Annotated in this window: 23 protein-coding genes; 11 read left to right on the plus strand and 12 right to left on the minus strand. The window is 67.5% G+C overall.

The features are described from left to right. Nucleotides 1-23: 23 nt before the first annotated feature. The 3 genes from AT699_RS17645 (at nucleotide 24) to AT699_RS17655 (ending at nucleotide 2,163) form a co-directional block, all read left to right on the plus strand. Nucleotides 24-887 carry a prephenate dehydratase gene (locus AT699_RS17645; protein ID WP_024069328.1) on the plus strand — a complete coding sequence of 288 codons (864 nt, stop codon included), beginning with the start codon at nucleotides 24-26 and terminating at the stop codon, nucleotides 885-887. A gap of 170 nt (nucleotides 888-1,057) precedes the next feature. Then, nucleotides 1,058-1,501: a DUF695 domain-containing protein gene (locus AT699_RS17650; protein WP_024069329.1), complete on the plus strand. Its 444-nt coding sequence runs from the start codon at nucleotides 1,058-1,060 to the stop codon at nucleotides 1,499-1,501. A gap of 59 nt (nucleotides 1,502-1,560) precedes the next feature. Further along, nucleotides 1,561-2,163, plus strand: coding sequence for a hypothetical protein (locus tag AT699_RS17655; RefSeq protein ID WP_024069330.1), 603 nt, complete (start codon nucleotides 1,561-1,563; stop codon nucleotides 2,161-2,163). A gap of 84 nt (nucleotides 2,164-2,247) precedes the next feature. Here the strand turns inward: AT699_RS17655 and fhuE are convergent, their stop codons facing one another. From fhuE to AT699_RS17675, 5 genes are all read right to left on the minus strand, one after another. Further along, nucleotides 2,248-4,443 carry a ferric-rhodotorulic acid/ferric-coprogen receptor FhuE gene (fhuE, locus tag AT699_RS17660; protein WP_024069331.1) on the minus strand — a complete coding sequence of 732 codons (2,196 nt, stop codon included), beginning with the start codon at nucleotides 4,441-4,443 and terminating at the stop codon, nucleotides 2,248-2,250. Between the two features lie 200 nt (nucleotides 4,444-4,643). Beyond that, complete coding sequence (locus AT699_RS17665; protein ID WP_058207383.1) at nucleotides 4,644-5,237, minus strand: hypothetical protein; 594 nt, start codon at nucleotides 5,235-5,237, stop codon at nucleotides 4,644-4,646. 66 nt (nucleotides 5,238-5,303) lie between these two features. Beyond that, the gene (locus AT699_RS17670; RefSeq protein WP_024069332.1) at nucleotides 5,304-5,906 is read right to left on the minus strand and encodes an SH3 domain-containing protein; all 603 of its coding nucleotides are present in this window, start codon (nucleotides 5,904-5,906) and stop codon (nucleotides 5,304-5,306) included. A 241-nt stretch (nucleotides 5,907-6,147) separates the two neighbouring features. Continuing rightward, complete coding sequence (locus tag AT699_RS31595; RefSeq protein WP_127481478.1) at nucleotides 6,148-6,744, minus strand: hypothetical protein; 597 nt, start codon at nucleotides 6,742-6,744, stop codon at nucleotides 6,148-6,150. A 109-nt stretch (nucleotides 6,745-6,853) separates the two neighbouring features. Then, nucleotides 6,854-7,999 carry an alpha-hydroxy acid oxidase gene (locus AT699_RS17675; protein WP_024069333.1) on the minus strand — a complete coding sequence of 382 codons (1,146 nt, stop codon included), beginning with the start codon at nucleotides 7,997-7,999 and terminating at the stop codon, nucleotides 6,854-6,856. 228 nt (nucleotides 8,000-8,227) lie between these two features. On the opposite strand from AT699_RS17675, the gene AT699_RS17680 reads away from it, so the two are divergent. Next, a complete protein-coding gene (locus tag AT699_RS17680; RefSeq protein WP_024069334.1) occupies nucleotides 8,228-8,650 on the plus strand; it encodes a hypothetical protein in 423 nt (140 codons plus the stop codon). Between the two features lie 62 nt (nucleotides 8,651-8,712). Here the strand turns inward: AT699_RS17680 and AT699_RS17685 are convergent, their stop codons facing one another. From AT699_RS17685 to AT699_RS17700, 4 genes are all read right to left on the minus strand, one after another. Next, on the minus strand, nucleotides 8,713-9,507 hold the full coding sequence (locus AT699_RS17685) for a hypothetical protein (RefSeq protein WP_232066901.1): 795 nt from the start codon (nucleotides 9,505-9,507) through the stop codon (nucleotides 8,713-8,715). Between the two features lie 121 nt (nucleotides 9,508-9,628). Beyond that, nucleotides 9,629-10,804 (minus strand): GGDEF domain-containing protein, encoded by a 1,176-nt coding sequence (locus AT699_RS17690; RefSeq protein ID WP_024069336.1) that lies wholly within the window; start codon nucleotides 10,802-10,804, stop codon nucleotides 9,629-9,631. Between the two features lie 142 nt (nucleotides 10,805-10,946). Further along, complete coding sequence (locus AT699_RS17695) at nucleotides 10,947-13,112, minus strand: TonB-dependent siderophore receptor (RefSeq protein ID WP_232254217.1); 2,166 nt, start codon at nucleotides 13,110-13,112, stop codon at nucleotides 10,947-10,949. 138 nt (nucleotides 13,113-13,250) lie between these two features. Then, nucleotides 13,251-15,398, minus strand: a complete 2,148-nt coding sequence (locus AT699_RS17700) for a TonB-dependent siderophore receptor (RefSeq protein WP_024069338.1) — start codon at nucleotides 15,396-15,398, stop codon at nucleotides 13,251-13,253. A 310-nt stretch (nucleotides 15,399-15,708) separates the two neighbouring features. Between AT699_RS17700 and AT699_RS17705 the strand changes: the two genes are divergently transcribed. Further along, entirely contained in the window at nucleotides 15,709-16,524 is an 816-nt protein-coding gene (locus AT699_RS17705; RefSeq protein WP_024069339.1) for a DUF7822 domain-containing protein, read from the plus strand. Between the two features lie 65 nt (nucleotides 16,525-16,589). Here AT699_RS17705 and AT699_RS17710 read toward each other — a convergent pair whose 3' ends face one another. After that, the gene (locus AT699_RS17710; RefSeq protein ID WP_024069340.1) at nucleotides 16,590-17,531 is read right to left on the minus strand and encodes an aromatic alcohol reductase; all 942 of its coding nucleotides are present in this window, start codon (nucleotides 17,529-17,531) and stop codon (nucleotides 16,590-16,592) included. Nucleotides 17,532-17,743: 212 nt separating this feature from the next. On the opposite strand from AT699_RS17710, the gene AT699_RS17715 reads away from it, so the two are divergent. Both AT699_RS17715 and AT699_RS17720 read left to right on the plus strand, forming a co-directional pair. Then, on the plus strand, nucleotides 17,744-18,643 hold the full coding sequence (locus AT699_RS17715) for a LysR family transcriptional regulator (protein WP_006386343.1): 900 nt from the start codon (nucleotides 17,744-17,746) through the stop codon (nucleotides 18,641-18,643). A 148-nt stretch (nucleotides 18,644-18,791) separates the two neighbouring features. Then, complete coding sequence (locus AT699_RS17720) at nucleotides 18,792-19,700, plus strand: DNA/RNA non-specific endonuclease (protein WP_080564238.1); 909 nt, start codon at nucleotides 18,792-18,794, stop codon at nucleotides 19,698-19,700. Between the two features lie 34 nt (nucleotides 19,701-19,734). Here AT699_RS17720 and AT699_RS17725 read toward each other — a convergent pair whose 3' ends face one another. Next, entirely contained in the window at nucleotides 19,735-20,460 is a 726-nt protein-coding gene (locus AT699_RS17725) for an NAD(P)-dependent oxidoreductase (protein ID WP_006386341.1), read from the minus strand. Between the two features lie 165 nt (nucleotides 20,461-20,625). Between AT699_RS17725 and AT699_RS17730 the strand changes: the two genes are divergently transcribed. From AT699_RS17730 to AT699_RS17740, 3 genes are all read left to right on the plus strand, one after another. Further along, nucleotides 20,626-21,075: an EF-hand domain-containing protein gene (locus AT699_RS17730; protein ID WP_006386340.1), complete on the plus strand. Its 450-nt coding sequence runs from the start codon at nucleotides 20,626-20,628 to the stop codon at nucleotides 21,073-21,075. After that, the gene (locus AT699_RS17735; RefSeq protein ID WP_006386339.1) at nucleotides 21,072-21,857 is read left to right on the plus strand and encodes an APH(3') family aminoglycoside O-phosphotransferase; all 786 of its coding nucleotides are present in this window, start codon (nucleotides 21,072-21,074) and stop codon (nucleotides 21,855-21,857) included. The genes AT699_RS17730 and AT699_RS17735 overlap by 4 nt, the downstream gene beginning before the upstream one ends. Before the next feature lie 242 nt (nucleotides 21,858-22,099). Next, nucleotides 22,100-22,774 carry a hypothetical protein gene (locus AT699_RS17740; RefSeq protein WP_038504954.1) on the plus strand — a complete coding sequence of 225 codons (675 nt, stop codon included), beginning with the start codon at nucleotides 22,100-22,102 and terminating at the stop codon, nucleotides 22,772-22,774. Between the two features lie 60 nt (nucleotides 22,775-22,834). On the opposite strand, the gene AT699_RS17745 is transcribed toward AT699_RS17740, so the two are convergent. Next, nucleotides 22,835-23,632: a hypothetical protein gene (locus tag AT699_RS17745; protein WP_024069342.1), complete on the minus strand. Its 798-nt coding sequence runs from the start codon at nucleotides 23,630-23,632 to the stop codon at nucleotides 22,835-22,837. Between the two features lie 61 nt (nucleotides 23,633-23,693). Here AT699_RS17745 and AT699_RS17750 point away from each other — a divergent pair, with 61 nt between their 5' ends. Continuing rightward, entirely contained in the window at nucleotides 23,694-24,170 is a 477-nt protein-coding gene (locus tag AT699_RS17750) for a hypothetical protein (RefSeq protein WP_024069343.1), read from the plus strand. The last annotated feature ends 52 nt before the right edge of the window (nucleotides 24,171-24,222 follow it).

The raw sequence follows: 24,222 nt of genomic DNA on the forward strand, positions 1-24,222 counted from the left end.
CCCGCGCGCTACAAGGGGAAAGCATGAAGAAGACCATTCTGTCGACGCTCGTCGGCTGCTCGATGTTCGCACTGCCGCTGGCCGCCAGCGCGGCCGGCCAGATCGGCTACCTGGGGCCCGCGGGTTCCTGGACGCACCAGGCCTGCCTGGATCTGTTCGGCCCCGCTGACCTGGTGCCGCTGACGCGCGACGACCTGTTCAAGGGCTACCAGTCCGGCAAGATCGAACGCGCCTGCGTGCCCGTGACCACGTCGGTGGTGGGCGTGACGCCGTACCTGGATGCCGTGCTGGACCTGCCGGACGTGATGATCGTGGCCGAATATCCGAAGATGCTGGGCTACAGCCTGCTGGCCAAGCCGGGCACCAAACTGGCGGACGTCACGGAGGTGCTGGCGCACCCGGTGGCGTTCGAGGAGGTCAAGCCGTGGGTCGACCGCGAGATGCCCAAGGTCAAGCGCACCGAGGCCGCCAGCGGCGGCGCCGCCGCCAAGACGGTGGCCGACAGCCCGGGCCATGACAAGGCGTCGTTCGGCCCCAAGGTCGGCGCGTCGGTCTATTCGCTGGTATCGCTGGTGGATGGCATCGAGCAAGGACCGCACAACGTGACCCGCTGGTGGGTGCTGGGCCGCGCGATGCCGGCGCCGACCGGGCGCGACAAGACCTCGCTGCTGGTCGACACATCCGACGACAGGTTCAACGACACGTTGGCGGCGCTGGTCGATGCCAAGGTGCCGGTGCTGACGATCTACGAACGGCCCAGCAAGAAGACGCTGGACACGCATCGCTACGTGATCGAAGTGGCCGGCCACGCCCGGCAGGAGCCGCTGGCGTCCATGCTGGCGGCCCATCCGGAGATACGGCTGCTGGGCTCTTATCCCCGTCAGTAATCCCCGCGCTCGCCGACCTGGCGAAAGATCCGGTTGCACTTTATTGGGGACACACGCAAATCCGCCCTTGATAATGCGGACCTTCCCTCGGCAGCGCGTGCGCGCAACGTTGCCGGGCAATAAGAAGCGCCGGGCCCGCGGGCCCGGCCAGCAACCCAGGATCCCATTCAATGAGCCGTATTTTTCCAGGCGACCTCTGGTCCGTGGGCGAAGCCCGCATCAACGATCTGTTGGTCGTGGTCCGCTTGCGCACCGGCCTGCCGCCGGCGCCCACACGCCAGGTCAATGAGAACCTGGTCATCATTTCCTGGCCGTACACGGGCATCGGAAACGGCATGCCCAATGAAGAAGACAAGCAAAGCACCAACCGCTTCGAAGAAGCCATCGAACAGGCTTTCGACGACTCCGACATCGGGGTGCAGGTGGCTTGCCTGACCGGCAATCACCAGAAGGAATGGCGTTTCTACACGCACGACGTCGAAGCGTTCCTGGATGCGTTCAATGCCTGCCTGGCGGGGCATCCGGTCTATCCCATCCGACTGGGCACATACAAGGATCCCGACTGGAATGGCCTGGCGGGACTACAGCCGGAAGGCTCCGACCAGCTTCACTGAAAGGCCCCCCCCGGCCGCGCCCTCGATCAGGCCGGTCGCCATTTGCAGAGGATATTATTTTGAAGTTCAAAGCCGCACTCCTGATCTCCGCCATCACCGCCGTGGTTGCCGCCCCCGCGAAGGCCGAGCCGCCGCGCTCGGTGGACGCCCGGAGTTTCGATATCGCCGGCGTCAAGACGGGCATGGACTACGACGAAGCGGTCGCCGCCGCGGCGAAGAATTTCGGCGTGGGCAAGAATCAGATCAAGGCGGGTTACCCGACGCTGAACCCCGTCACCAATACCAAGCAGCCGCAGAATTTCAGCTACGAAAAAGACGGCGTTCGGCTGGTGGTGCATTTCGAGCCGCGCGTGCCGGTCGACAAGCAGCGTCCGCTGGCGGTGTCCCAGGTCAGCTACGAAATGCCGTGGACACCGGCCAACAAGGACGCCATGGCGCAGGCCGTGGTGCAGAAATACGGCAAGCAGTCGAACTTTCCCAACCAGTTGAACCTGGAGTGGTGCCAGAAGCCCAGCACCAATCCCGGCATGGGTTGCTCGACCGACATGACGCAGGCGGTGCTGAAATACAGCGGCGTCAGCGTGCAGTTGTATGACCCGGCCTGGACCAACGCGCGGATCGAGTTCATCAACCAGTCGAACAGCCGCAAGCCGAGCTTCTGACGCTGGCCCGGCGCCCGCGATACGCATGGCGGGCGCCGTCTCCAGGACGATGAGTCAGCCCGGCCGAACGGGCCGGGCTCGCGCTCAATACTGATACCGCATCGTCAAGGTCGCGCTACGCCCCGCCGCCCACGCGCCCTGGCTGTAGAAGCCGATCTGCGAGTAGTACTTGCGGTCCATCAGGTTGTTGATATTCAACTGCGCCGACAGGCTCTTGTCGAACCGGTAGCGCGCCATCAGGTTGACCAGCGCATAGCTGCCCTGCCCCACGCGCTCCTCGCCATTGGGGCCGTTGGCGATCGTGTAGACGTGGCTCTGCCAGTTGACGCCGCCGCCCACCGTCAACCGGTTCCAGTCGCCCGGCAATCGGTAGGTGGTGAACAAGCGCACCAGGCTGCGCGGCTGGTCGGTCTGGATGGGGCTGCCGTCGCCATCGCGCGCGGTCCAGTGCGACCATCCCGCCGCCACGTTCCAGCCGGGCGAGACTTCCCCCGACACTTCCAGGTCGAAGCCCCGGCTGCGCGTGCCATTGGCGGCGCGCGAGGCCTGGTTGAGCGTGCCGGGCACCAGATAGCCGACGTCGTCCTGCGCCAGATTGTCCTGGTTGATCTGGAATACCGCCGCCGAGGCATTCAGGCGGCCTTCGAGGAATTCACCCTTGATGCCGGCCTCGTAGGCCTTGCCCTCCAGCGGATCGAGCCAGTTGCCGTTGCGGTCCTGCTTGTCCTGCGGATTGAAGATCCCGGTATAGCTGACGTACGCCGTGTAGTTCTCGTTGATGTCGTACAGCAGGCCGGCGTACGGCACGAACGCGTCCTTGTCGAACGCCTGCCGGCTGCTGCCGCCCCACCCTACCGCATCCGTCTTCCACGTGCTGTAGCGGCCGCCGACGATCAGCTTGAGCGGGTCGGACAGGCTGAAGCGCAGCGCGCCGTACCAACCGGCCTGCTTGGTGGTGTAGCGGCTGGCCAGGGTGGAGGTGTCGCTCCATTGTGGTTCGGGATACGAGCCGTCCCAGTCCAGGAAATTGCCGATGGGCGCCGGCGAGACCGCGCCACGGTTGCGGAAATCGGCGTATTGGCGGGTGAAGCTGGCGCCGACCACCGCTTCGTGCTGGCGACCGAACAATGAGAAAGGGCCGGAAGCCTTGAGGTCCAGGCTGTTCTGCTTGCGGTCGCCGTAGTAGCGCTGGGCCGAGGCACCCATGCCCAGGCCGGTGACGCGGTCGGGCCAACCGGTCAGGTAGAGCAGCTTGCCGTCCATTTCGTGCTTGGAGTGCGAACCGACGGCCTGCACGCGCCAGCCGTTGTCGAAGCGGTGCTCCAGGCTGGCAAAGGCGCCTTCGGTGGTGCTGGCCCACTTGGTCCAGTCGGCGCCGGTGTTGAGCGAGCGTTTCCAGTCGGTGCGGCCGCCGTCGGCGTACCACAGCGGGAAACCGCCCCAGCTGCTGCGTTGCGGGTCGTTGTCCTGGTAGTTGAAGCCGACGCTCAAGGTGGTGTGGGCGGTCAGGTCGGCGTCCACCACGCCATAGAAGACCTTCTTGCGGTTCTGGTAGCCGTCCAGGTAGGAATGATTGTCCTGGTAGGCCGAGACGATACGGCCGCGCACGCTGCCGCTGGCGTTCAGCGGCGAGGACAGGTCGGCGCTGGCGCGGTAGGTGTCCCAGGTGCCGGCGCTGACGCTCAGGTCGGCGGTGAATTCGCGGCTGGTGGCGTGCTTGCGCACCAGGTTGACCGAGGCGGACGGGTTGCCGGTGCCGGTCAGCAGGCCCGTTGCGCCACGCACGACTTCGACGCGGTCGTAGATGATGGGGTCGATGGATGATTCGCCCGCCGAATAGCCGGTCTCGAAGCTGGTGGGCACGCCGTCGTACAGATAGTTGCTGATGGCGAAGCCGCGCGAGCTGAAGGTGTAGCGCTCGCTGTCGTAGTTCTGCACCGAGATGCCGGGCGTGTTGCCCAGGATGTCGGTCAGCGAGCGCATGTCCTGGTCCTCGATGCGCTGGCGCGTGACCACGGTGACCGACTGCGGGGTTTCGCGCAGCGTCAGCGGCAGACCGGTGCTGGCGGCCGTGGCGCGCGGGGTGTACGAACCCGTGCCCTCGGTGGTGGTGAGGTCGCCGTCGGCCTGGACCTGCACGGTGGGCAAGGTGGCGACGCCCGATTCCTGCGCCAGCGCTGTGCCGCTGGCCAGCGCCATCAGCACCAGGCTGGTGGTGCGCCGCAGGGCGAGGCGTGGACGAATGGGGAAAATCAGGCTGGCGGGCCGCGGGTCTTGCATGACGCTTCCTTGCAGGATTGGTGAACGATTGGCAAGGAAGTGTAATGCGAACTCTTATCATGTGCATTTATGTTGCCGATATGCACAATAGGGATTGCCCCGATTGGGCCAGGCCTTGTAGGGGTTTTCGACGCGTGGCACGCGCGCGTCCGGGCTATGGTGCCGCCGTCCTGGCCGCGTCGGGCCTGGCCTGGCAGGAACTACTTCCCAACCCCCGTCGGGACAAATAATGCGTGCGCGCCATTGGCCAGGTATGCCCCGTTCACGCCATCGAATCTGCGCGCCGCGTCCGGCCATGCAATGAATTTCCGGTCGACCCTGGTTCCGCGCTGGCCGGTAGCCGCGTCAATGGATACCAGCTTCTCCGCGCGCGCCTTTGCCTCGCGCAGCACGATCGCCACGAATGCCTCGGTATTCTCGTCACCCGCCGGAATTGATGCCCGCAGCTCGCCGTTGAGAAGGGAGTCCGGAAGAAAATCCGCCGCTCTTGACCTCAAAAGGCTGACCAGCCCTGACCCAACCAGCGCGTAGATCCACCCCTTTCCCGAGGGATGACGTTTCACGTAGCGATTGTGAAAATCCTCTTCGGAGATGATGGAGGAATCCACGATCGTTACATGAACCCCTTCACACGCATCGATTCGGGTCCTGTATCCCGGCCGCTCGACGTCCGGCTGCTCCTGCATGTTGATGAACCGGATCGAGGGGCGGGCTTTCATGAGCGCGCCAGCGAATTCAGCCTCATCCGCTGAAGTCATGAATAAGCACTGTTGAACCATCTTGGAGTCAGCCACGGGTCGCCCTGTTCCGGTTCCGCAATACATGCGCCCACGCCAGGATCACTGACATGAACCCTACCCTTACCGATCCACCGACTTCATGTCGCAGCTCGTTTCCTGCACGTCGCACAGCCCCCGGAACCACGCCCGCCCCGCCAGTCGCTCGCCCTTGGCGCGCTCGACGATCTCGTCCTGCGGCGAGCGCTTGCGGTCCACCAGGTAATCCAGCAGCACCCAGTCCTCGTGGCACGCGCGGATGCCCTGGATCTTGCCCATTTCGGTCAGCCAGTCGCTGCCCAGGTCCACCAGGCGCTGGCTGGCGGCGTCGGGCCTGGCATAGCCGCGCGCGGATTGGATGCCGACCCGGGCATCGTCGGCGCGAATCCAGCCTTCGCCTTTGTAGAGCTTGCGCGGCGCACGCTCCGGATATTCATCCTCGTTGTAGGCGTCGCTGGCATTGGCGATCCTGAGCCAGCCGTCCTTCGCTTCCTTCACGTCGAAGGTGACGCTGTACGAATACTCCGGCTCGCCCGCGGCGGGTTTGGCGGGGATCTGGCCCAGGACCTTGGCACCGGCGGACGGCGCGGCGCGCACGGTGATCGAGGGCTTGTCGTAGTTGGCCCAGGCGCTGAAGGCGCAGGCGGTCGGCCCCTTGGGGGCTTCGGCCTGGGAATTGGCGGCCATGGCGGCCGACCCCGCAAAGAGCGAGAGGACGGCGATTGAAGCGGTCAGACGAGGACGAATATGCATAACGGCTCCGGAACATCGACTATTTGAATAGGGCACATGAGAGAGATGCCTTTCATCCGCAGCGATGTCAAGCAGTTTAGTGCCATCACAAAATAGCAGAGCCATTTAGGACACTGCGTGCACACGAGTATCCTGACGGAAATCCCAATTGAAGTGTTACCCAGCCCATTTCAAGCTATACCCGCTTGATTGCAGAGTAGGATACCGCAATCTTAACGCTCCCATTCTGCTCAAAGGAAAACGAATATATCGTTTTCGGGCGCGAAGATAGTTCGTTGGAACGTTCCGAGGCGTCGGCCACGTCTTTCATCGGCGATTGAAGGGAAGCGGCCTTGCTCTCCTCGGAAACCGTACCCTGATTCAAACCAAGGACGGGTTCAATTCGCTCAGTCACTTGGGCAGCTTCGTTGCCTACCCTATTCAGAGCTCGACGAATTTCCTTGCTCAAGATCTTCGTAAAGTCCCACGCGGCATTTCCGAGAATACCGGCCAGGAAGGTTGTCTGAATCACGTTCTCCCGCACGAAATCGGAGACGGAAGTGACAACGGAAAACAGAATGGATCCATTTTCAACGCTAGTTATTTCAGACCGGATTTTTATCGGTTCCTGGCTAAGAGGAGAATACCCAGCCGCTCTTCCTGAGGTCGACGCTTTATTTATTGCGCGGTTTATCCCAGTGAGCAAAACACCTAGTTCTGCAATCGTCAGATTTTTGGGCTCGCCCTCCTCGGTCGCTCGAATTCGGATTTGAAAATTAACTTCTTCGGCCATTTTTCACCTTCCATAGTTCTGGACACAGCGCCAAGCAAGCATTCCTCAGATTCGACGGCAAATCATTCGGCAACTTGATCCCCTGCCCGGCCGCCCATAGCTCCCTCAATCACCGGAACCGCAGGTGCCGCCGCTGCAACTGCCCCACCGTCCGGCACCCCATCAGCTTCATCGCCCGCTCGATCTCCACGCGCATCTGTTCCAGCGCCCTTTCCACGCCGGGCCGCCCGGCGGCAGCCAGCGGGAACAGGTAGTAGCGGCCCAGCCCCACGGCCTTGGCGCCCAGCGCCAGCGCCTTGAGCACGTGCGTGCCGCGCTGCACGCCGCCGTCCATCATCACGTCGATGCGGTCGCCGACGGCGTCGACGATCTCGGCCAACTGGTCGAAGGCGCTGCGCGAGCCGTCGAGCTGGCGGCCGCCGTGGTTGGACAGCACGATGCCGGTGCAGCCGATGTCGACGGCGCGTTTGGCGTCCTCGACCGACATGATGCCCTTCAGGCAGAACTGGCCGCCCCACTCGCGCACCATGGCGGCGACGTCGTCCCAGGTCATGGCCGGGTCCAGCATCTCGGTGAAATAACGGCTGATGGACATGGCGCCGCCGCCCATGTCGACGTGGCCGTCGAGCTGCGGCAGGCGGAAGCGTTCGTGGGTGGCGTAGTTGATGGCCCAGGCCGGCTTGATGGCGAACTGGGCGATGCCGGCCAGGTTCAGGCGGAACGGGATGGCAAAGCCCGTGCGCTTGTCGCGCTCGCGGTTGCCCCCGGTGATGCTGTCGACGGTCAGCATCATGACCTGCACGCCGGCGGCCTTGGCGCGCGCCATCATGTCGCGGTTCAGGCCGCGGTCCTTGTGGAAGTAGAACTGGTAGACCTGCGGGCCGCCGCTGATCTGGCGCGCTTCTTCCAGGCTGACGGTGCCCAGCGACGACACCCCGAACATGGTGCCGAACTTGCCGGCGGCGGCGGCCACGGCGCGTTCGCCGTCGTGGTGGAACAGGCGTTGCAGCGCGGTGGGCGAGCAATAGACCGGCATGGCCAGCTTCTGGCCCATCACGGTGACGGACATGTCCACATCCGCCACGCCGCGCAGCACGTCGGGCACCAGGTCGCAGGCCTCGAAGGCCTCGGTGTTGCGGCGGTAGGAGGTCTCATCGTCGGCGGCGCCGTCGATGTAGTTGAAGATCGGGCCGGGCAGCCGCTGGCGCGCCATGCGGCGAAAGTCGTGGAAATTCTGGCACTGGTTCAGGCGCATCGGGGGACCTTTTATCTACGCTGCACGTACAAACGACATACCGGTTGCCACCTCGCCGGCGGTGCAAACCACTGGACCGCTGGCGGTCCGGGTCGGGCCGGTCGCCAGGGCATGGAGCGGAATTGTAGTCCGACGCGCTGGGGCGGCCGCTTGCAGACATCACATGTCGGACGGGACGGCCCTGGAGTCTGATACCGTTTGCGTTGTCGCCCCGCCCTTGCCGCCGTCATGCCCCAACGCCCCGACCTGTTCTCGCCCCCCTCCCGCCAGCGCGCCGCCCGCGCCAATTCACTGCTGTGGATCCTCGACCCGCTCGAGCGTGATCCCGGCTATCTGCGCCGCAAGATGTTCGGCTGCGACGCCGCCTACCTGGACGGCGCGCTGTACCTGGTGGTGGCCGACCGCGAAACGCCCTGGAACGGCGTGATGGTGTGCACCTCGCATGAGCGCCACGCGGCGCTGCTGGCCGACATGCCGAGCCTGCTGCCGCACCCGGAACTGGGCAAGTGGCTGTACCTGCCGCAGACCGACGAGGCGTTCGAGACGCTGGCGGCCCGGTTGGTGGCGCTGGCGTTGGCGCGTGATCCGCGCCTGGGCGTGGCGCCCAAGCCGCGGGCGCGGCGGCGCAAGTCCTGGCGGGGCGAGGAATAAAGCGCGCCGGCGCGCCCTTCCACCGCCCGGCATGCCCTTACGGCTGCCATGGCCGAGTTGGCTCACATCGATCCGGCCGGATCGCCAAACACCTCGCGCCAGGGCTGCGACAGCACATCGGCGTCCGCCGTCGACAGGTATTGCGGCGCCCCCCGCGCCATGGCGGCAAACAGCAAGGCGTCGCTGGCCCCGTCCCACGGCGCCGCGAGCGACTCGTCGACCTCGCCGTCCTCGTCCACTTCGCGAATGAACGCGGCGTCGCCATCGACGGCCTGGGCGCGTTGCCGCAGCAGGCCGTGGATCTGCAGCAAGCCGCCATGCACGGGCGAACGCGCTCCGCCCCGGCAGCGCGCGGCGGCCAGCACGCCATACCATTCCGATTGCGGCGGCGCATCGGCAGGCGTGGGGACGCCCTCTTCGTCTTTCGACCAGCGCTCCCAGGCGCGACCGTAGCGGTCCCAGCCGTCGGCGGGCAGATCGGCGCCCAGCGCCCGCGCCTGTTCGCGCGTCAGTTCGGGAATGCGGGCCAGGATGTCGACCACCGCCTGGCCGTGCGGGCCGAACAGCGCGCCCGGCGGCAGCGGTTGCAGCAGTTCGATCGCGGCGGCGCGCCAGTAGCCGGGTTGCGCCACCAGTCCGGACATGTCGCCCAGTTGCGTCACGCGCACGCGCCACAACTGCCCGGGCCAGCGGCGGCCCAGCGTCATGGTGGCAATGGATTGATCGACGACCAGCCAGGGCGGCTCGGCGCGCGCCAGGCGGACGTGGTTGCCGGTGCGTTCAAGCGCCATGTCGGGATCGGCGGCGTCGAACCAGAAACCGTCGCGGTCGGAAGAGGCGGGCGTGGAAGTCGTCATGGCCGTCATTATCTGTCCAAAGCGTCGACCCAAAGCATCGATCCAAAGCGGCGGCCGGCGCGCGAACGGCCGCCGGGCATCCCGCCCCTCGGGCCGCGTCATTGCCTGGGACGGCGGCGCCTCAATCCGCGGCGGCCCGTTCGGGCGCCAGGGCCTCCTCCAGCCGGTTGCCGCCCAGGGACTTGGCGCGATACAGCGCCAGGTCCGCACGCGCCAGCGCATCGGCCAGCGGCGGCGCGTCCTCGTCGAAACAGGCCAGGCCGATGCTGACGGTGGCGGCGATGCCCAGGCCATCGGCCGGGTTGGCGATGGTGGTGGCAAAACGGCGGGCCGCGGCCGCCCCCAATTGATGGGCGCGGCGGGCGTCGTCACCCGCCAGCAGCGCGGCGAATTCCTCGCCGCCAAGGCGCGCCAGGATGACCTGCGGCCCGAGCGCATCCCGGGCCACGGTGGCGAACGCCGCCAGCACCAGATCGCCGGTGTGGTGGCCGTAGCGGTCGTTGATGGCCTTGAACTGGTCCAGGTCGAACGCCAGCACGGCGATGGGCTCGCGCCCCGCGCTGGCCGCGATGAGGCGCGCGCCCTGCTCGAAGAACCAGCGGCGGTTGCCCAGCCGCGTCAGGTAGTCGGTCTGCGACTCGCGCACCAACTGCGCATGGGTTTCCTCGCGGATCAGCTTGATCAGCGTCATTGGCAGCAGCACCGAATACAACACCCCTTCGTACATGGTGATATTGCTGGCCAGCAACTGCACCGACGGACCCTCGACGGCGACCCACCACGGCAGCAGGAAGGTCCGGCAGAAATAGACCAACGCATGGATGCCCGCGACGGCGATGGCGAAGTTGCGGGTCTTCAGCGTCTTCATGGAATCGCAGCGCAGCAGTTCCCAGGCGGTCAGCGCGCTGACCAGCGCAATGGGAAAAGCGCTGACGTATTTCCAGACCACGTCCTGCCCCGGCACGCCGGCCGCCAGCCAGATCAGCGCCATGACCGCCAGCAGGCCCACCGAACGCTTGCGGTAATGGCGCCCGCTGAGCGAGGCGACGCTGTTCAGCACCAGCAGGTAGCCGCTGAGGATGACCAGATTGCTCAGCGGCGCGCCGATCGCGGCAGGCATGTCGGCGCGGAACAAGGCGCAGATACAGCCCACGGCCAACGTGCCGAAACCGGCCGCCAGGATACCCAGCGAACGGCTGCGATTGGGATGGGTCCGATGCTCCCAGAACGTCAGGCCGGCACTGGCCAGCAGCGTTCCGATGGTGATGAAGTAAAGGGTGAGCAGATCGACGTGCATCTCGGCCGGAAAGAGGTGGCACGCCAGGAGGAAATTGCGGCGGCGTTCGCAATTTTAGGGGGAAATCCGCCGCGGATATGTGACGGGGCGGCCGCTATCGGGGGCAATAAGTCCCCAATTAGGCCGCCCCGCCCGCTTGGTGTCAGAAGCGATACGTCACGCTGCCCACCACGGTGCGGCGGGTGCCGAAGAAGCAATCGCCACGGGCAAGGCAGGTGCCCACGTACTGTTTGTCGAACAGGTTGGTGACGTTCAGCGCCAGGCGCATGGGACCCGCATCGTAGGCCAGCACGGCGTCATACAGGGTGACGGCGGGCACGCCGTTCTGGCCGGTGCCGTCGTCGCTGCTGCCGTTGTAGCGCACGCCCGCCCCCGCCAGGAAGCCCGGGGTTCCCATCACGCTGAAGCGGTAGTTGGCCCAGAACGACGCCATGTGCCGGGGAATGCTGGCCAGTTGGCGCCCCTGTTCGGCCGGCGTGCCCTTGGCCACCTTGGCGTCCAGGAAAGTGTAGGTGGCCACCAGATCGACATTGCCCAGCGACGCCAGGGCTTCCAGTTCGGCGCCCTTGGTGCGGGCCTCGCCGACCTGCACCGTGTCGGCAATGCCGTTGACCACGCCGGCGACCTTGCGGTTTTTCTCGGTCATGTCGAACACGCTGGCGGTGACCGTCAGGTTCTCGCCCGGCGGCTGGTACTTCAGGCCCGCCTCCCATTGCTTGCCGCGCAGCGGCTTGAACGCCTGGTTGGCACGGTTGAAGCCGGCCAGGCCCTGGAACGATTCCGAGTAGCTCAGATAGGGATTGAGGCCGGCCTCGGAGCGGTACATCAGGCCAAAGCGCTTGCTCATTTCGCTGTCATCGCGCGACCCGGACGGCGTATCGTCCACCGACGCGCGCGAGCGATCGTGGCGCAGCCCCAGCATCAGCAGCCAACGCTCCCATTCGAGCTGGTCCTGCATGTAGAGGCCCAACTGGTTGCCGCGCGAGGTCGGCGCGCTGACCGTCGAGGTGGGCGGCGTGAAGTTGCCGTACACGGGGTTGTGCACGTCGATGGGCGCGACCGTGCCGCCCACCCCCTGGCGCGCATCCAGCACGGAACGCTGGTAGTCGATGCCGGTCAGCAGGGTGTGGCGGATCGGGCCGGTCTGGAACTTGAACTGGCCCTGGGTGTCGACCACGAACTGCTTGAGGGTCGGCTGGTTCTGGTAGATCACGCGGCGCAGCAGCGTGTCGCTGCCCGGCACCCATCCATGCCCGGCGCCGTTGAAGCCGGCGGTGTAGATGCTGCGATAGTCGACCTCGCTGTGCGTGTAGCGCAGGTTCTGCCGCACCGTGACGTTGTCGTTGAAGGCGTGCTCGAACTGGTAGCCCACCGCGCTCTGCCTGGCGGTGTACTTGTCGAAGTCGGGTTCGCTGACGAAGAAGTCCTGCGGGATGCGGCCGGCCGGCGTGCTGGTGAGCGTGCCGCGCCACGGGAAGAAACCGACCATCGACCCGCTATTGTCTTTCTGGAAATTGGCCAGCAGCGTCAACGAGGTCGCGGCGCTGGGCCGCCAGGTCAACGACGGCGCGATGAAATAGCGGTCGTCGTCGACGTATTTGACCGAACTGTCGCTATCGCGCCCCAACGCGACCACGCGATACAGCCACTTGCCGTCTTCGTCGATCGGGCCGGTGAGGTCGGCCTGGATCTGCTTGCGGTTGTGGTTGCCGTAGCTGACGCCGATCTCGCGCATCGCCTCGGGCTGCGGCCGCTTGCTGATCTGGTTGACGATGCCGCCGATGGCGCCCTGCCCGTACAGCATGCCGGACGGCCCGCGCAGGATCTCGATGCGCTCCAGCGCGTAGGGGTCGGGCCGGGTGTTGTTGTAGGACCCCACGGCGTTGAGCAGGCCGTCCAGGTATTGGGTGGAATCGGTGCCGCGGATCTTGATGGAGTCGCCGCGATTGTCCGGCCCGAACGCGCCGGCCGTGACGCCAGCGGTATAGCCCGCCGCCTGCTGCACCGACTGGGCGCCCTGCAGCGTCATGCGATCCTGGGTGATGACGCTGATCGACTGCGGCGTTTCCATCACCGGGGTGTCGGTCTTGGTGGCGGTGGCGGCACGCTTGGCGACAAAGCCCTGCACGGGGCCGACCGCGGTCTGTTCGACGTCGCTGCCCGTGACGGTGACGGCGGGCAAGTGGACCTCGGCAGGGGCGGACTGCGCCAGGGCGGCGCCCGGCAGGCCCAGGCCGAATACGATCAAAGGCAATTGCCGGGCCCGGAAATGCACCGGGCGCCGGCGGGACGAAAGGCTTACAGCCATGGAAACTCCGCTCGCATGTGAATGGCAATAAGAACCAGTCTTATTACATGATGAGGCGGAATTATAGTCACACTGTTTCAGCGGAATGCCAGGAAGCGATCATCGCGGCGCTGGAGGCATTGGCCCGCCCTGGCCCGGTCAGAAGCGGTACGTCACGCTGCCAACCACGCTGCGCCGGGTGCCGAAGAAGCAATCGCCGCGCGCCAGGCAAACGTCGACGTAGCGCTTGTCGAACAGATTGGTGACATTGAGCGCCATCCGCATCGGTCCCGCATCGTAGGCCAGCACGGCATCGTACAGGGTCACGGCGGCCATGCCATTGTGGCCGGTGCCGTCATCGTGGGTGCCGTTGTAGCGCGCGCCGGCCCCCGCGACCAGGCCTGACACGCCGAATGCGCGGAAGCGGTAGTTGGCCCAGAACGATGCCATGTGCCGGGCGATGCCGGACAGTTGCCTGCCCTCTTCGGCAGGCTTGCCCCTGGCGACGCGGGCATCCAGGTAGGTGTAGCTGGCCACCAGGTCGAGATTGCCCTGCGAGGCCAGCGCCTCCAGTTCAAGGCCTCGGGTGCGCGCCTGGCCCACCTGCACCGTATCCGCGCGCCCATTGACCACGCCCGGCACTTTGCGGTTGTTCTCGATCATCGCGAAGATGGCGGCGGTTAGCGTGAGGTTACGGCCGGCAGGCTGGTATTTGGCCCCCGCCTCCCATTGCTTGCCACGCAGCGGCTTGAACGGTTCATTGGCCTTGTTCAGCCCCGTCTGCCCCTCGAATGACTCGGCATAGCTGATGTAAGGGTTCAAGCCAGCGACGGAACGGTACATCAAGCCGAAACGCCTGGTCAGCGCGCTGTCGTCCGCGCCGCCTTTCGGATCATTGTCGACACTGGTGCGGGAATGATCGTGCCGCAGCCCCAGCATCAGCAGCCAGCGCTCCCATTCAAGCTGATCCTGCAGGTACAGGCCGGTCTGATGGGCGCGATAGGTCGACCAGGCGTACGAGGTCGGCGCCACATAGTTGCCATAGACCGGATGATGCACATCGATCGGCGCCGCGGTGCCTCCCAGGCCGAGCCGGGAATCGAGGATGGCGCGTTGATAGTCGATGCCCGCCAGCACCGTGTGGCGCACGGGGCCGGCGCGCAGGCTCAACTGCGCCTGGGTGTCCACCACCCCTTGCCGCAACGCCTTCTGTTCCTGGTAGAGCTTGCGGCGCAGCAGGGTGTCGCTGCCCGGAACCCAACCATGGCTGGCGCCAGTGAAGCCGGCGGTGTAGATGCTGCGATAGTCGACAGCGCTCTGCGTGTAGCGCAAATTCTGACGCACGGTCAGCCTGTCGTTGAAGGCATGCTCGAACTGGTAGCCGGCCGCGCGCTGGCGGGCTACGTATTTGTCGAAGTCCGGTTCGCTGACGAAAAAGTCTTGCGGGATGCGCCCGGCCGGCGTGTCGGTAACTGTGCCACGCCTTGGGAAAAACCCCGCCATGGTGCCGCTGTCGTCTTCCTGCAGGTTGCCCAGCAGGGTCAGCGAGGTGGCGGCGCTGGGCCGCCAGGTCAAGGACGGCGCCACGAAATAGCGGTTGTCCTTGGCATGCTTGACGGCGCTGTCGCTATCGCGACCCAACGCGACGATGCGATACAGCCATGAGCCGCCAGCATCGAGGGGGCCGGTGAAATCGGCCTGGACCTGTTTGCGGTCGTGCGAACCATAGCTGACGCCAAGTTCGCGCATTGCCTCGGCCTGCGGCCGTTTGCTGACCAGATTCAGAATGCCGCCGATGGAGCCTTGTCCGTAAAGCATGCCCGACGGCCCGCGCAGGATCTCGATACGTTCGAGCGCGTAGGGGTCCGGCCGGGTATTGTTGTAGTACCAGGCGCTGTTGAGCAGTCCGTCCAGATAATGGGTCGAGTCCGCCCCCCGGATCTTGACGCCATCGCGGCGATGGTCGATGCGATTGTTGGCGGTGACGCCGGCGCTGTAGCCAGTAGCCTGCTGCACTGACTGCGCGCCCTGCAATTCCATGCGGTCCCGGGTGATGACGCTGATCGACTGTGGCGTCTCCATTACCGGCGCATCGGTCTTGGTGGCCGTGACCGCGCGCTCGGCGACGAAGCCGCGCACCGGGCCGGTGGCGGTTTCCTGGACGGCGGCGCCCGGCACGGTCACGGCGGGCAGTTGCGGCGCGGGCGGCGTGACCGGCTGGGCCCGCGCGGCGCCGGACAGGCCCAGCCCGAGCACGATCAGGGGCAGGCGCAAGGCACGGGTGCGGGGCGAAAAGCGTACGGTCATCGGATCCTCGGTCAGGGTCTTTCATGAGAATGGGAATTGATCCCTGAATTATGATGACCGCCGCTTCCGATCCGTGACGCATCTCGCGCAGCGGATAAGCCGACCTTTGGAAGGCCGGGAACTCGCGCGGGCCGCGGGCGGCCCGACGCTCCAGGCTCCACCGAAACACCTGGTGGCAAACCGTGGCAGCCTGCAACGGTGCCCCGCGCTGGCTGGGGTCCAATAGCGCCACGCGGCGCCCGGACAATCCCGCCGCGGCCCCGCCGCGCGCTTGCGCCGGCGCCCCTCCCCCTTTCGAGGTCCCGCCCCCATGGCCAATCGATCCTATCTGTACAGCCTGAGCAACCGCCCCGCCAGCTATGCCGACCGGCCCGAAACGATCTGCGGCCTGTCCGAATGGCCGTATGCCGTCCCGTTCTCCTACCGCTTGCTGATGTCGGGCGATCCGCAGTTGTGCGCGTCCTTGATCGCCGACGGCCTGGAAGACGACGAGCCGCATCGGCGCACCCGGCTGTACGCCATCAGCAGCCGCTTCGAGCCCGGCCTGGCGCGCATCAAGCGTTTTGCCGAGATCGTGCGGGCGGCGGTGGGCGCCGCCGCGCCCGCGACGGCAGCGACGCCAGCGGCCGAGCCGGCGCCGTCGCTGCTCGGCAGGATCCGGCGGCTGTTCTCGTCCGCCGACGCCGCGCCGGCCGGGCCTGCGACCACGGCCCCGACCGAACTGCTGGCGGCCCTGGACGAGACCATCGCCTTTCTCGAGGCGCACCGCGACGACTACCTGCTGCTGGAGACCATCGAACTGGACGTGATGGCCGAATCGGAAGAGGCCGCGCTCAAGGCGAGCGTGGAAAAAGAGCTGGCGCGTTGCCGCCAGGCGGGCGCCGCGCTCGACGCGCTGCCGGCCGATCCGGCCGAGGCCGGCCGGCAGTTGCTGGCGGCCACCCGGGAACGCGGCGCCGCGCCGCTGGATGCCCTGCACGGATTGCGTTTGGACGACAGCTTCGATGGCGGCCGCAACCAGCGCGTGGACTACATCCTGGGGCTGATGTGGAGCGAGGTGCTGTACTTCGACCTGCTCGACCGCGCCGAATTCGAGGCGCGCCAGCGCGAGGCGCAGGCGGAGTGACACCCGGCCGGCGGCCATGCGCCGGCCCCTGCCCGCTTTGCCCCCTGCCCGCTTCGGCCCCGCTCCTACGCCACGACGCCCGCCGCCCGCCGCAACGCCTGCCGGTTCTCGCGCACCCACGCCGTCAGGCCCTGCGTGGCGATGCCGCGCGCGGCGTTGAAGGTCCGCGCCGGATCCCACGCCACGCCCCGCCCTTGCGCGAACACGGCGCGGTACTTGCGCATCGGATCGCCAGGCGCGGCGGCCAGCTCGCGCATCAGCGCCGGCACCGTCCGGGCCTGGCGCTGTGTCTCGATGCCGAGCGCCCGGTCCACCGTGTCGGCCAATTGGCGATAGCTCACGGTATCGCCGGCCACGTACACCACCTGGTTGGCCAGGCGCGGCTCGGCGCGCAGGATCGCGGCGGTCAGGGCGCCGATGTCGTCGGCGGTGGTGACGGTCACTTGCGTATCCCAGCCGCCCAGCGCATTCACCCGCCGCGCCGCCAGGTCGACCACGCCGAAGGCCGGTTCGAACAGGAAGCTGGTGAACATGCCGGTCGAGACGATCAGCCACTCCGTGGCGGACTGCGCCCGCAGCATGTCGCGCACGTCGAGCTGCTCGTCGAACAGGTCCTGCGGACTGCCCCGGCCGATGAGGTCGTAGTCGACGCCGAACTGCCAGGGCACGAAGCGCCGCACGCCGCCGTCCAGCGCGGCGCGCGCGATCTTGCGCTGCACGCCGGGGCCGCCCACGAAGCCGGTGCACGACACCACGGTGCCGAAGCGGCCGAACAGCGCGGCCAGTTCGGCGGTCGGTTGCGCCAGCAGGTCGCCGCTCACGATCTGCACGCCCAGCGCGCGCAGGGTGGCGAGATCGCGCTGCTTTTGCGGATCGTCGGTGCGCAGGGACGACGGGCGCAACAGCACCGCGAGCGTGCCCGGGGCCGCGCGCGGCGCCAGGCCGCGCAGCATGGCCAGGCCGAGCTGGCCCGCGCCCAGCACCAGGGTTGCATCGGGATTCGACATAGGAAACTCCACAGACAAGGATGAATGCGGCCGGCGCGGACATCGCGCCGCGGCCCGGCCGTCGGACGCAGGCAGTGTAGGAGCGCCCGCCAGCGCCATTGTTCGCCGCGCCTGAACACACAAAGCGCGATCCGCGAACCGGCCGCGCCGCCTCGCTTGGCCGGGCGCTTGCTAACATCGCCCTTCCCTATCCGCATCGCCGCAGGCCGCCCATGGACAAACTTCAAGCGATGACGACTTTCGTGCGGGTCGTGCAGGCACAGAGCTTCAGCAAGGCCGCGGCCACGCTGGCGCTGCCGCGCTCGTCGGTGACGACGACCATCAAACAGCTCGAAGCGCTGCTGGGCACGCCGCTGCTGCGGCGCACGACGCGCAGCCTCAGCCTGACCGAGGCCGGCGCGCGTTACTACGCCGCGTGCCAGGCCATCCTGGCGCAGATCGCCGAAGCCGAGCATGCCCTGGCCGCCGACGCGCAGACACCACGCGGCCGGGTGCGGGTGGACATGCCGGGCGCCATCGGCCGCGCCCTGGTGGTGCCGCGCCTGCGCGAGTTCGAGGCGCGCTATCCGGATATCGAGCTGGTGCTGGGCCTGAACGATCGCCCGTTGGACCTGGTGCATGAAGGCATCGACTGCGCGATCCGCAGCGGGGCGCTGGCCGATTCCACGCTGGTGGCCCGGCCGCTGGGCCGGTTGAGCTGGCTCACCTGCGCATCGCCGCTGTACCTGGCCCGATTCGGCGAGCCGGACTCGGTGGCGGCGCTGGCGGCGCATCGGGTCGTCAATTACCTGTCGAACGCCAGCGGCCGGCCGCTCGACTGGCGCTTCCGTGTCGATGGCGAGGACGTGGCGCTGGCGCTGCCCGGACGCTACGCGGTCAACGAGACCGAGGCCTATCTGCATTGCGGCCTGGAGGGGCTGGGCCTGATCCAGTTGTCCGAGCTGGCCGCAGGCATCTACCTGCGCAGCGGGCGCCTGCGCGAGGTGCTGGCGCAGGCGCGTTGCGCGCCGGTGCCGATCGCCATCGTCTATCCCCAGGCGCGCGCGACAGCGGCGGTGAAGACGTTCGTGGAGTGGGTCATCACGATCGCGCGGCAGGACCTGCCCGCCTGAAACGCGCCAGCCGGCGTGGCCTCGCCGGGTGCGACATCGCATCGCCCGCGGCGCGCATGCCGCACGGCGTGACAAATCCATCACTCATCTACAATCCGGGGTCATAGTGGTCGCCCGCCAGGGCGGCAGGTCCGTAGCCCCAGGTAGCATGACCCGCGCGAAGAAACCCGCTCCCAGAAAGAGAAGCTCCCCCTCCCGATCCCAAAGCCGCGCCGCCGGCCGCGTGCCGCGCTTCCTGCGCGCGCTGATCGTCACCTCGCTCGCCAGTTTCGGCGCCGCCACCTATGTGCTGCATCCGCAATGGAAGATGCCGGCGGCGGTCGGCGACATGCTGTCGCGCCTGGAATGGCCGTCGTTGCAACGCAGCGCGCCGGTGGCGCTGCCCGCACCCAATGCGGCGCTGGTGCAGACCGCCTTCAGTGACTGTCCGCAGTTCTTCCCGAACGCGCAGCCGCCCGCGGTGCCCGCCGCGCAACGCTTGCGCGAAGTCTGTTTTTCCTCGTTCGCCATCCTGCACAACGGCGCGACCAAGACGCCTGTGTTCGTGGCCGAGCGCCTGAACCGCCAGAACCTGGCGCAGGCCAAGGGACTGCACCGCACCGACAAGTTCTACGCCGAGGCGCGGGTGCCGCGCGCCGAGCGTTCGGAGCTGGATGACTACCGCGGCTCGGGCTACTCGCGCGGCCACATGGCGCCGGCCGGCGACATGGCCACGCCCGAGGCCATGGCGCAGAGCTTTTCGCTGGCCAACATGGTGCCGCAGGACCAGAGCCACAACGCCGGCCCGTGGAGCCGCATCGAGCAGGACACGCGCCAATACGTGATGCGGGCGGCGGGCGACGTATACGTGTTCACCGGGCCGGTGTATGGCGACCGCCCCAAGACCATCGGCGCCGGCGTGGCCGTGCCCAGCTATCTGTACAAGGTCGTGTACGACGCCACCACGCACCGCTCGTGGGTGCATTGGCAGGCCAACAGCGCCGGCACCAAGGCCGGGCCGCCGATCGGCTACGACGAATTCGTCAAGCGCACGGGGCTGCGGCTGCTGCCGCAATAAGCGCGGGCGGTGCGCGCCAGCGCCCTGTGGCGATTCAGCCCGCCGCCGTGTCGTAGATCACCGGCATGCGCCCGCGCCACCGCTCCCAGGCCGCGCCGCCCATGGCCAGCTCCGCCATGAAATGCGCGACGTTGATGCGGCTGGTGCGGCCTGCGTCGAAGATGGCGCTGCGGACCGGCGAAGGATGCGCCTCGTAGCCGCTGACGGCATCCCGGTCGACCAGGCTGTCGGGCCGCACGACGGCCCATTCGATCGCGGGATGCGCCTGGCCGACCACGACGCGCAGGTAGTCGGCGGCCGCTTCGTTGTCGGCGTGCGGCGGCACCAGCGCGCGCACCAGCGCCACCACGGCGCGCTGCGCCAGCGAGAGCGGCTCGCGCAAGTCGCGGTTGCTGTTACCGGCAGTGTTCATCAGCACGAACCTGACCGGCCGGCCCGGCGCATTCGCCATGACGGCCTCGCACAGGCGCCGCACCGCATCGGCCACCAGCCGCCGCGGCTGGCCGTAGATGCCGCGCAAGCTCATGCCATGGCCCAGGCACGACGCCACCGCCGTGCAGCCCGCCACGTGGCGCGCCATCGTGGCCGGGTCCAGGTCCAGCACGCTGGCCTGGACCAGCGACAGCCGCGGATCGCCCGCCCACGCCCGTAGCGCATCCGGCGAGCGCAGCAGCGCCCTGACCGGCTCGCCGCGTTCCAGCAGTTGGCCGACCAGCAGCCGCCCGGTCGCCCCGCTGGCGCCGACCACGAGTGTCGTCATCGCCGATCCTCTTGATATGCATGGCGTGATTGGTAACCAAGGATTGTATCTGGCCCCTTCATCGCGGATTCAGGTAAAATGAGCCGCGCGCGAGACCGCGTTGCGGCCCGGCGACGGGCACGGCAAGGCGACGCGCGCCGCATCTGTCGCATAAAAAGGAAAACGATGAAGAACGCCACCCGCATGGGCAGCCTGACCGCCGCGTTGCTGCTTGCCTGCGCTGCCGGCAATGCCATGGCGGCATCCACGCCCGCCGCCGCCTCCACGGCCCCGGCCAAGTCCGCGCCGGCGCAGGCAACGCCAACGAAGGAAACGCCGGCAAAAGACACGCCGGCCCAGCCCGCGCCCGCCACCGACGACGCCCTGGACAACGCCAATACCGGCCCCATCAGCGAGGCCGAATACATGACCCGGGCGGAGATGTCGTTCAACAAGCGCGACGTCAACGCCGACGGCTATCTCAGCCGCAGCCCCCTGCTCCAGGAAGCCACCGTCGAACAGGTCGTGGCCATGGACACGGACGGCGACGGGCGCATCAGCAAGGCCGAATACCTGGCCTACATGCTGAAGAACTTCCGCGCCCGGCCCAAATTCGAGCACGGCATCAAGCGTTGAAGGCCCAGGCCCGCTACACCCTGCCAGGCCCCATCGCCGACTTCATCGGCGACGCCCCGCTCATCGCCGACCAGGTCGGCGAATCGCCCAGCCGGGTCTACCACTTCACCCGCGGCAACGACGTCTTCTTTCTCAAGGCGTCGGCGGCGGTGTATGCGCCCACCACCTACAGCGTGCGGCGCGAGGCGCAAGTGCTGCAATGGCTGGCCGGCCATCTGAACGTGCCGGAAGTGGTGCGGGTGGCGGACAACGCCGATGGCGAATTCATGCTGACGCGGCGCGTGCCCGGCGTGCCGCTGCAGGCGCGCATGGACGATGCCGACACCGCCATCGGGCTGTTCGGCGAGGCCCTGCGCCAATTGCGCGCGGTGCCGGCGGACGATTGCCCATTCGACGCCGGCGCGCCGATGCGGCTGCGCGAGCTGGACTATCTGCTGGCGCGCGGCCTGTGCGCCGACGACCACGACCTGACGCAATGGCCCGGCCTGGCAACGCCGGCCGACCTGGTGGCGCGGCTGCATGCCACCCTGCCGCGGGAAGACCCGGCGTTCAGCCATGGCGACCTGTGCGACAACAACGTGTTCGTCGACGAACGCGACCGGCTGCATTTCATCGACCTGGGCCGCGGCGGCGTGGCCGACCGCTGGCAGGACGTGGCCTTCATCCACCGCAACCTGCGCGACATTTCCGAGGACGCGGCGGCCACTTTTCTCGGCACCCTGGACGTCGCGGACGACCCGGCCAAGCGCCGCTTCTTCGAACAGCTGGACGAGCTGTTCTAGGGCGCTGGCCCGCGGATACGCGCGCATCCACGGGACAGCGCACCGGCCTTGGCGCGCAGCCGTGCGCGCCGCCGTCACGGGCCGCTGGTATCCTCGTGGCGACTCTGTTAACAATTGGATACACAAGACGGAAATCGGCAATTACCCCGCCGGACCCCGCGTGCTAAGTTACGTCCCCGTTGATGCGGCCATGCGGCGCGCCAACGGCGATGCGCTTCCCCCTTCCTTTCTTCACGACCATCATGCACAACAACCAAGATCGCGCCCCGGCCCTGGCCGGCAAGAAACGGATAGCCGGCCTGCGTGCGGTCGCCCTGGGCCTGGCCCTGGCCGCGACCGCCGCCACCTCCCTGGCGGGCGACCTGCCGCCGCGCGGCGGCGCCGCCACCCAGCCGCAGACGCAACAGCCGCAGACGCAACAACAGGCGCAACCCCAGGACGAAGGCCGCCTGCCGCCGCGCGGCGAGCCGGCCCAGCAGGCACCGGCCCGCACGCCGGCCCCGGCCCCCGCGCAGCAGCAAGCCCAGGCTCCCGCCGGCACCGAACAGAAGACCGAGATCAAGAGCCAGGCCGCCTATGAGCGCCTGCTGCACAACAGCGGCATCAGCGTGCAATGGCTGTGGACCGACGCGCGCGGCAAGCTGAACGCGGTCGACGACAACGACGTGGTGCGCCTGGAAGGCGGCCACACCAACGAAAACGGCTCGGTGACGATCAAGGGCCAGGTGCTGTCGATCTCGGCCGACCGCTTCACGTTCCGCGGCACCATCCTGATCGTGGACGCGCCGGACAAGGGCCGCCGCTGCGAACGCACCGGCGACTACGAGTTCCGCGCCACCGGCAAGCGCAAGTACTGGCGCCTGCAGCAGATGGAAGCGTGCGGCGGCCTGACCGACTACGTCGACATCTACTATTGATCGACGCGCTGGCCCCGACGCGGCGCCCCCGGGCCGCCGCGCCGGGTTCAATGCCCGTGTCTACAAATGGCGATGGCTGCACGCCATCGGCTGGCCGACCAGCTCGCCAACCAGCCGCGCCAGCGCCTCGGCGCTGCCTTCTTCCAGGCAGTTGGCGCGGATCATGCGAAACCCCAGCGCCATGCTGAAATGCCAGTCCAGGTCGAACAGGTGGTAATCGCGCCCGTCGGCCGGATTGCGCCAGCGCACCGCCGGGTCCTCGTACGCCGCGCCGATGAAGTCGACGTGCGAGCCGAACGGCGGCAGTTCCTCCAACGGTTCATCCGAGCCCGGCAGGCTCGGCATTTCCAGGTTCTCGCCCACGCCGACGTACGGCTCGGGCCCCTCGTAGGCCAGCAGGATCACGCTGAACCCCGTCGGGTCGGCGTCGTAATGGGCGCGTTGCCCGGGATTGAGCAGCGCGCGGGCGGCCGGTCCAAGGCAGAAATGCGGGCTGCGCCAACTGCTGCACTCATCGTCGAACGACGGATCGGGCACGATGCCATGCGCCGCCAGCAGCGCCAGCGTCTCTTCCATGGTGTCGTGATGCCGCACCGGCACCTCGGGCGGCAGGTGGCCGGCGGACTGGTACAGCGCGATCACGTCGCCGGTCGTGCGCAGGCCTTCGCGGTACTGGAACGAGCCCTCTTTCAGGCCGGCCAGGCCGAGGCTCAGGTTGTCCAGAGCCTCGCGCGGCACGCGATCGCCGCGCGGCTCCAGCAGGTAGCCGCCGGCCAGCAGGCGCGCTTGCAGCGCCGGCCAGTCGGGCGGCGGCAGATGGGGGTAGCGGGGAAAGATGAACTGATGATGTTCGGACATCCTGGGCAAGCCTCGTAATAGCGTATTCTTTGACGTTCAGGCAACCGCAAGGATATCTTGAATGAACCCGACCTTAATCAAGTGGCTGACCAGCGTCGGCTTTGGCCTGGTCATCGGCCGCGCCGCCTACGGTGTCATCAACTCGCTGCTGCAGATGGTCTTCGGCGTGGACCAGCCCGGCGCCCCCTTCGACCCCGAGGCGCTGGATCGCATGCTGATCACCGGCAGTGTGCTGTGCCTGGTGGTGGCGGGGGTGACGGCGGCCGCGCTGCTGCGCGTGGCCGACAACCGGCGCCGCATCGCATGGGGCTGCCTGGTGCTGGGCGTGACCCTGATACTGACGCTGGCGGCCGCCCTGCCGACGATGGACCTGGGTTCGCATCCGGCGGGGTCCTCCGAGGCGCGCGACGCCAAGACGGCGTTCTTCTTCTGGATGCTGATCTTCGGCCTGCCCTACCTGGGCGGCGGCCTGGCGCTGACGATCGGCGGCGCCGTCATGCTGCGCAAGTTCCGCAACGCGCCAAGGTCGGCGGCCTGACGCGGCCCCGGGGCATGCCGGGTACAATTTCCCCCGCGCTTGCCCTTGCCAT

Source organism: Achromobacter xylosoxidans (genome assembly GCF_001457475.1).
Taxonomy (GTDB): domain Bacteria; phylum Pseudomonadota; class Gammaproteobacteria; order Burkholderiales; family Burkholderiaceae_B; genus Achromobacter; species Achromobacter xylosoxidans.

Coding starts and splice junctions, on each gene's coding strand:
- AT699_RS17645 (WP_024069328.1), top strand. CDS start 24: ATGAAGAAGACCATTCTGTCGACGCTCGTCGGCTGCTCGATGTTCGCA.
- AT699_RS17650 (WP_024069329.1), top strand. CDS start 1,058: ATGAGCCGTATTTTTCCAGGCGACCTCTGGTCCGTGGGCGAAGCCCGC.
- fhuE (WP_024069331.1), bottom strand. CDS start 4,443: ATGCAAGACCCGCGGCCCGCCAGCCTGATTTTCCCCATTCGTCCACGC.
- AT699_RS17670 (WP_024069332.1), bottom strand. CDS start 5,906: ATGGCCGCCAATTCCCAGGCCGAAGCCCCCAAGGGGCCGACCGCCTGC.
- AT699_RS31595 (WP_127481478.1), bottom strand. CDS start 6,744: ATGGCCGAAGAAGTTAATTTTCAAATCCGAATTCGAGCGACCGAGGAG.
- AT699_RS17675 (WP_024069333.1), bottom strand. CDS start 7,999: ATGCGCCTGAACCAGTGCCAGAATTTCCACGACTTTCGCCGCATGGCG.
- AT699_RS17680 (WP_024069334.1), top strand. CDS start 8,228: ATGCCCCAACGCCCCGACCTGTTCTCGCCCCCCTCCCGCCAGCGCGCC.
- AT699_RS17685 (WP_232066901.1), bottom strand. CDS start 9,507: ATGACGACTTCCACGCCCGCCTCTTCCGACCGCGACGGTTTCTGGTTC.
- AT699_RS17690 (WP_024069336.1), bottom strand. CDS start 10,804: ATGCACGTCGATCTGCTCACCCTTTACTTCATCACCATCGGAACGCTG.
- AT699_RS17695 (WP_232254217.1), bottom strand. CDS start 13,112: ATGGCTGTAAGCCTTTCGTCCCGCCGGCGCCCGGTGCATTTCCGGGCC.
- AT699_RS17700 (WP_024069338.1), bottom strand. CDS start 15,398: ATGACCGTACGCTTTTCGCCCCGCACCCGTGCCTTGCGCCTGCCCCTG.
- AT699_RS17705 (WP_024069339.1), top strand. CDS start 15,709: ATGGCCAATCGATCCTATCTGTACAGCCTGAGCAACCGCCCCGCCAGC.
- AT699_RS17710 (WP_024069340.1), bottom strand. CDS start 17,531: ATGTCGAATCCCGATGCAACCCTGGTGCTGGGCGCGGGCCAGCTCGGC.
- AT699_RS17715 (WP_006386343.1), top strand. CDS start 17,744: ATGGACAAACTTCAAGCGATGACGACTTTCGTGCGGGTCGTGCAGGCA.
- AT699_RS17720 (WP_080564238.1), top strand. CDS start 18,792: ATGACCCGCGCGAAGAAACCCGCTCCCAGAAAGAGAAGCTCCCCCTCC.
- AT699_RS17725 (WP_006386341.1), bottom strand. CDS start 20,460: ATGACGACACTCGTGGTCGGCGCCAGCGGGGCGACCGGGCGGCTGCTG.
- AT699_RS17730 (WP_006386340.1), top strand. CDS start 20,626: ATGAAGAACGCCACCCGCATGGGCAGCCTGACCGCCGCGTTGCTGCTT.
- AT699_RS17740 (WP_038504954.1), top strand. CDS start 22,100: ATGCACAACAACCAAGATCGCGCCCCGGCCCTGGCCGGCAAGAAACGG.
- AT699_RS17745 (WP_024069342.1), bottom strand. CDS start 23,632: ATGTCCGAACATCATCAGTTCATCTTTCCCCGCTACCCCCATCTGCCG.
- AT699_RS17750 (WP_024069343.1), top strand. CDS start 23,694: ATGAACCCGACCTTAATCAAGTGGCTGACCAGCGTCGGCTTTGGCCTG.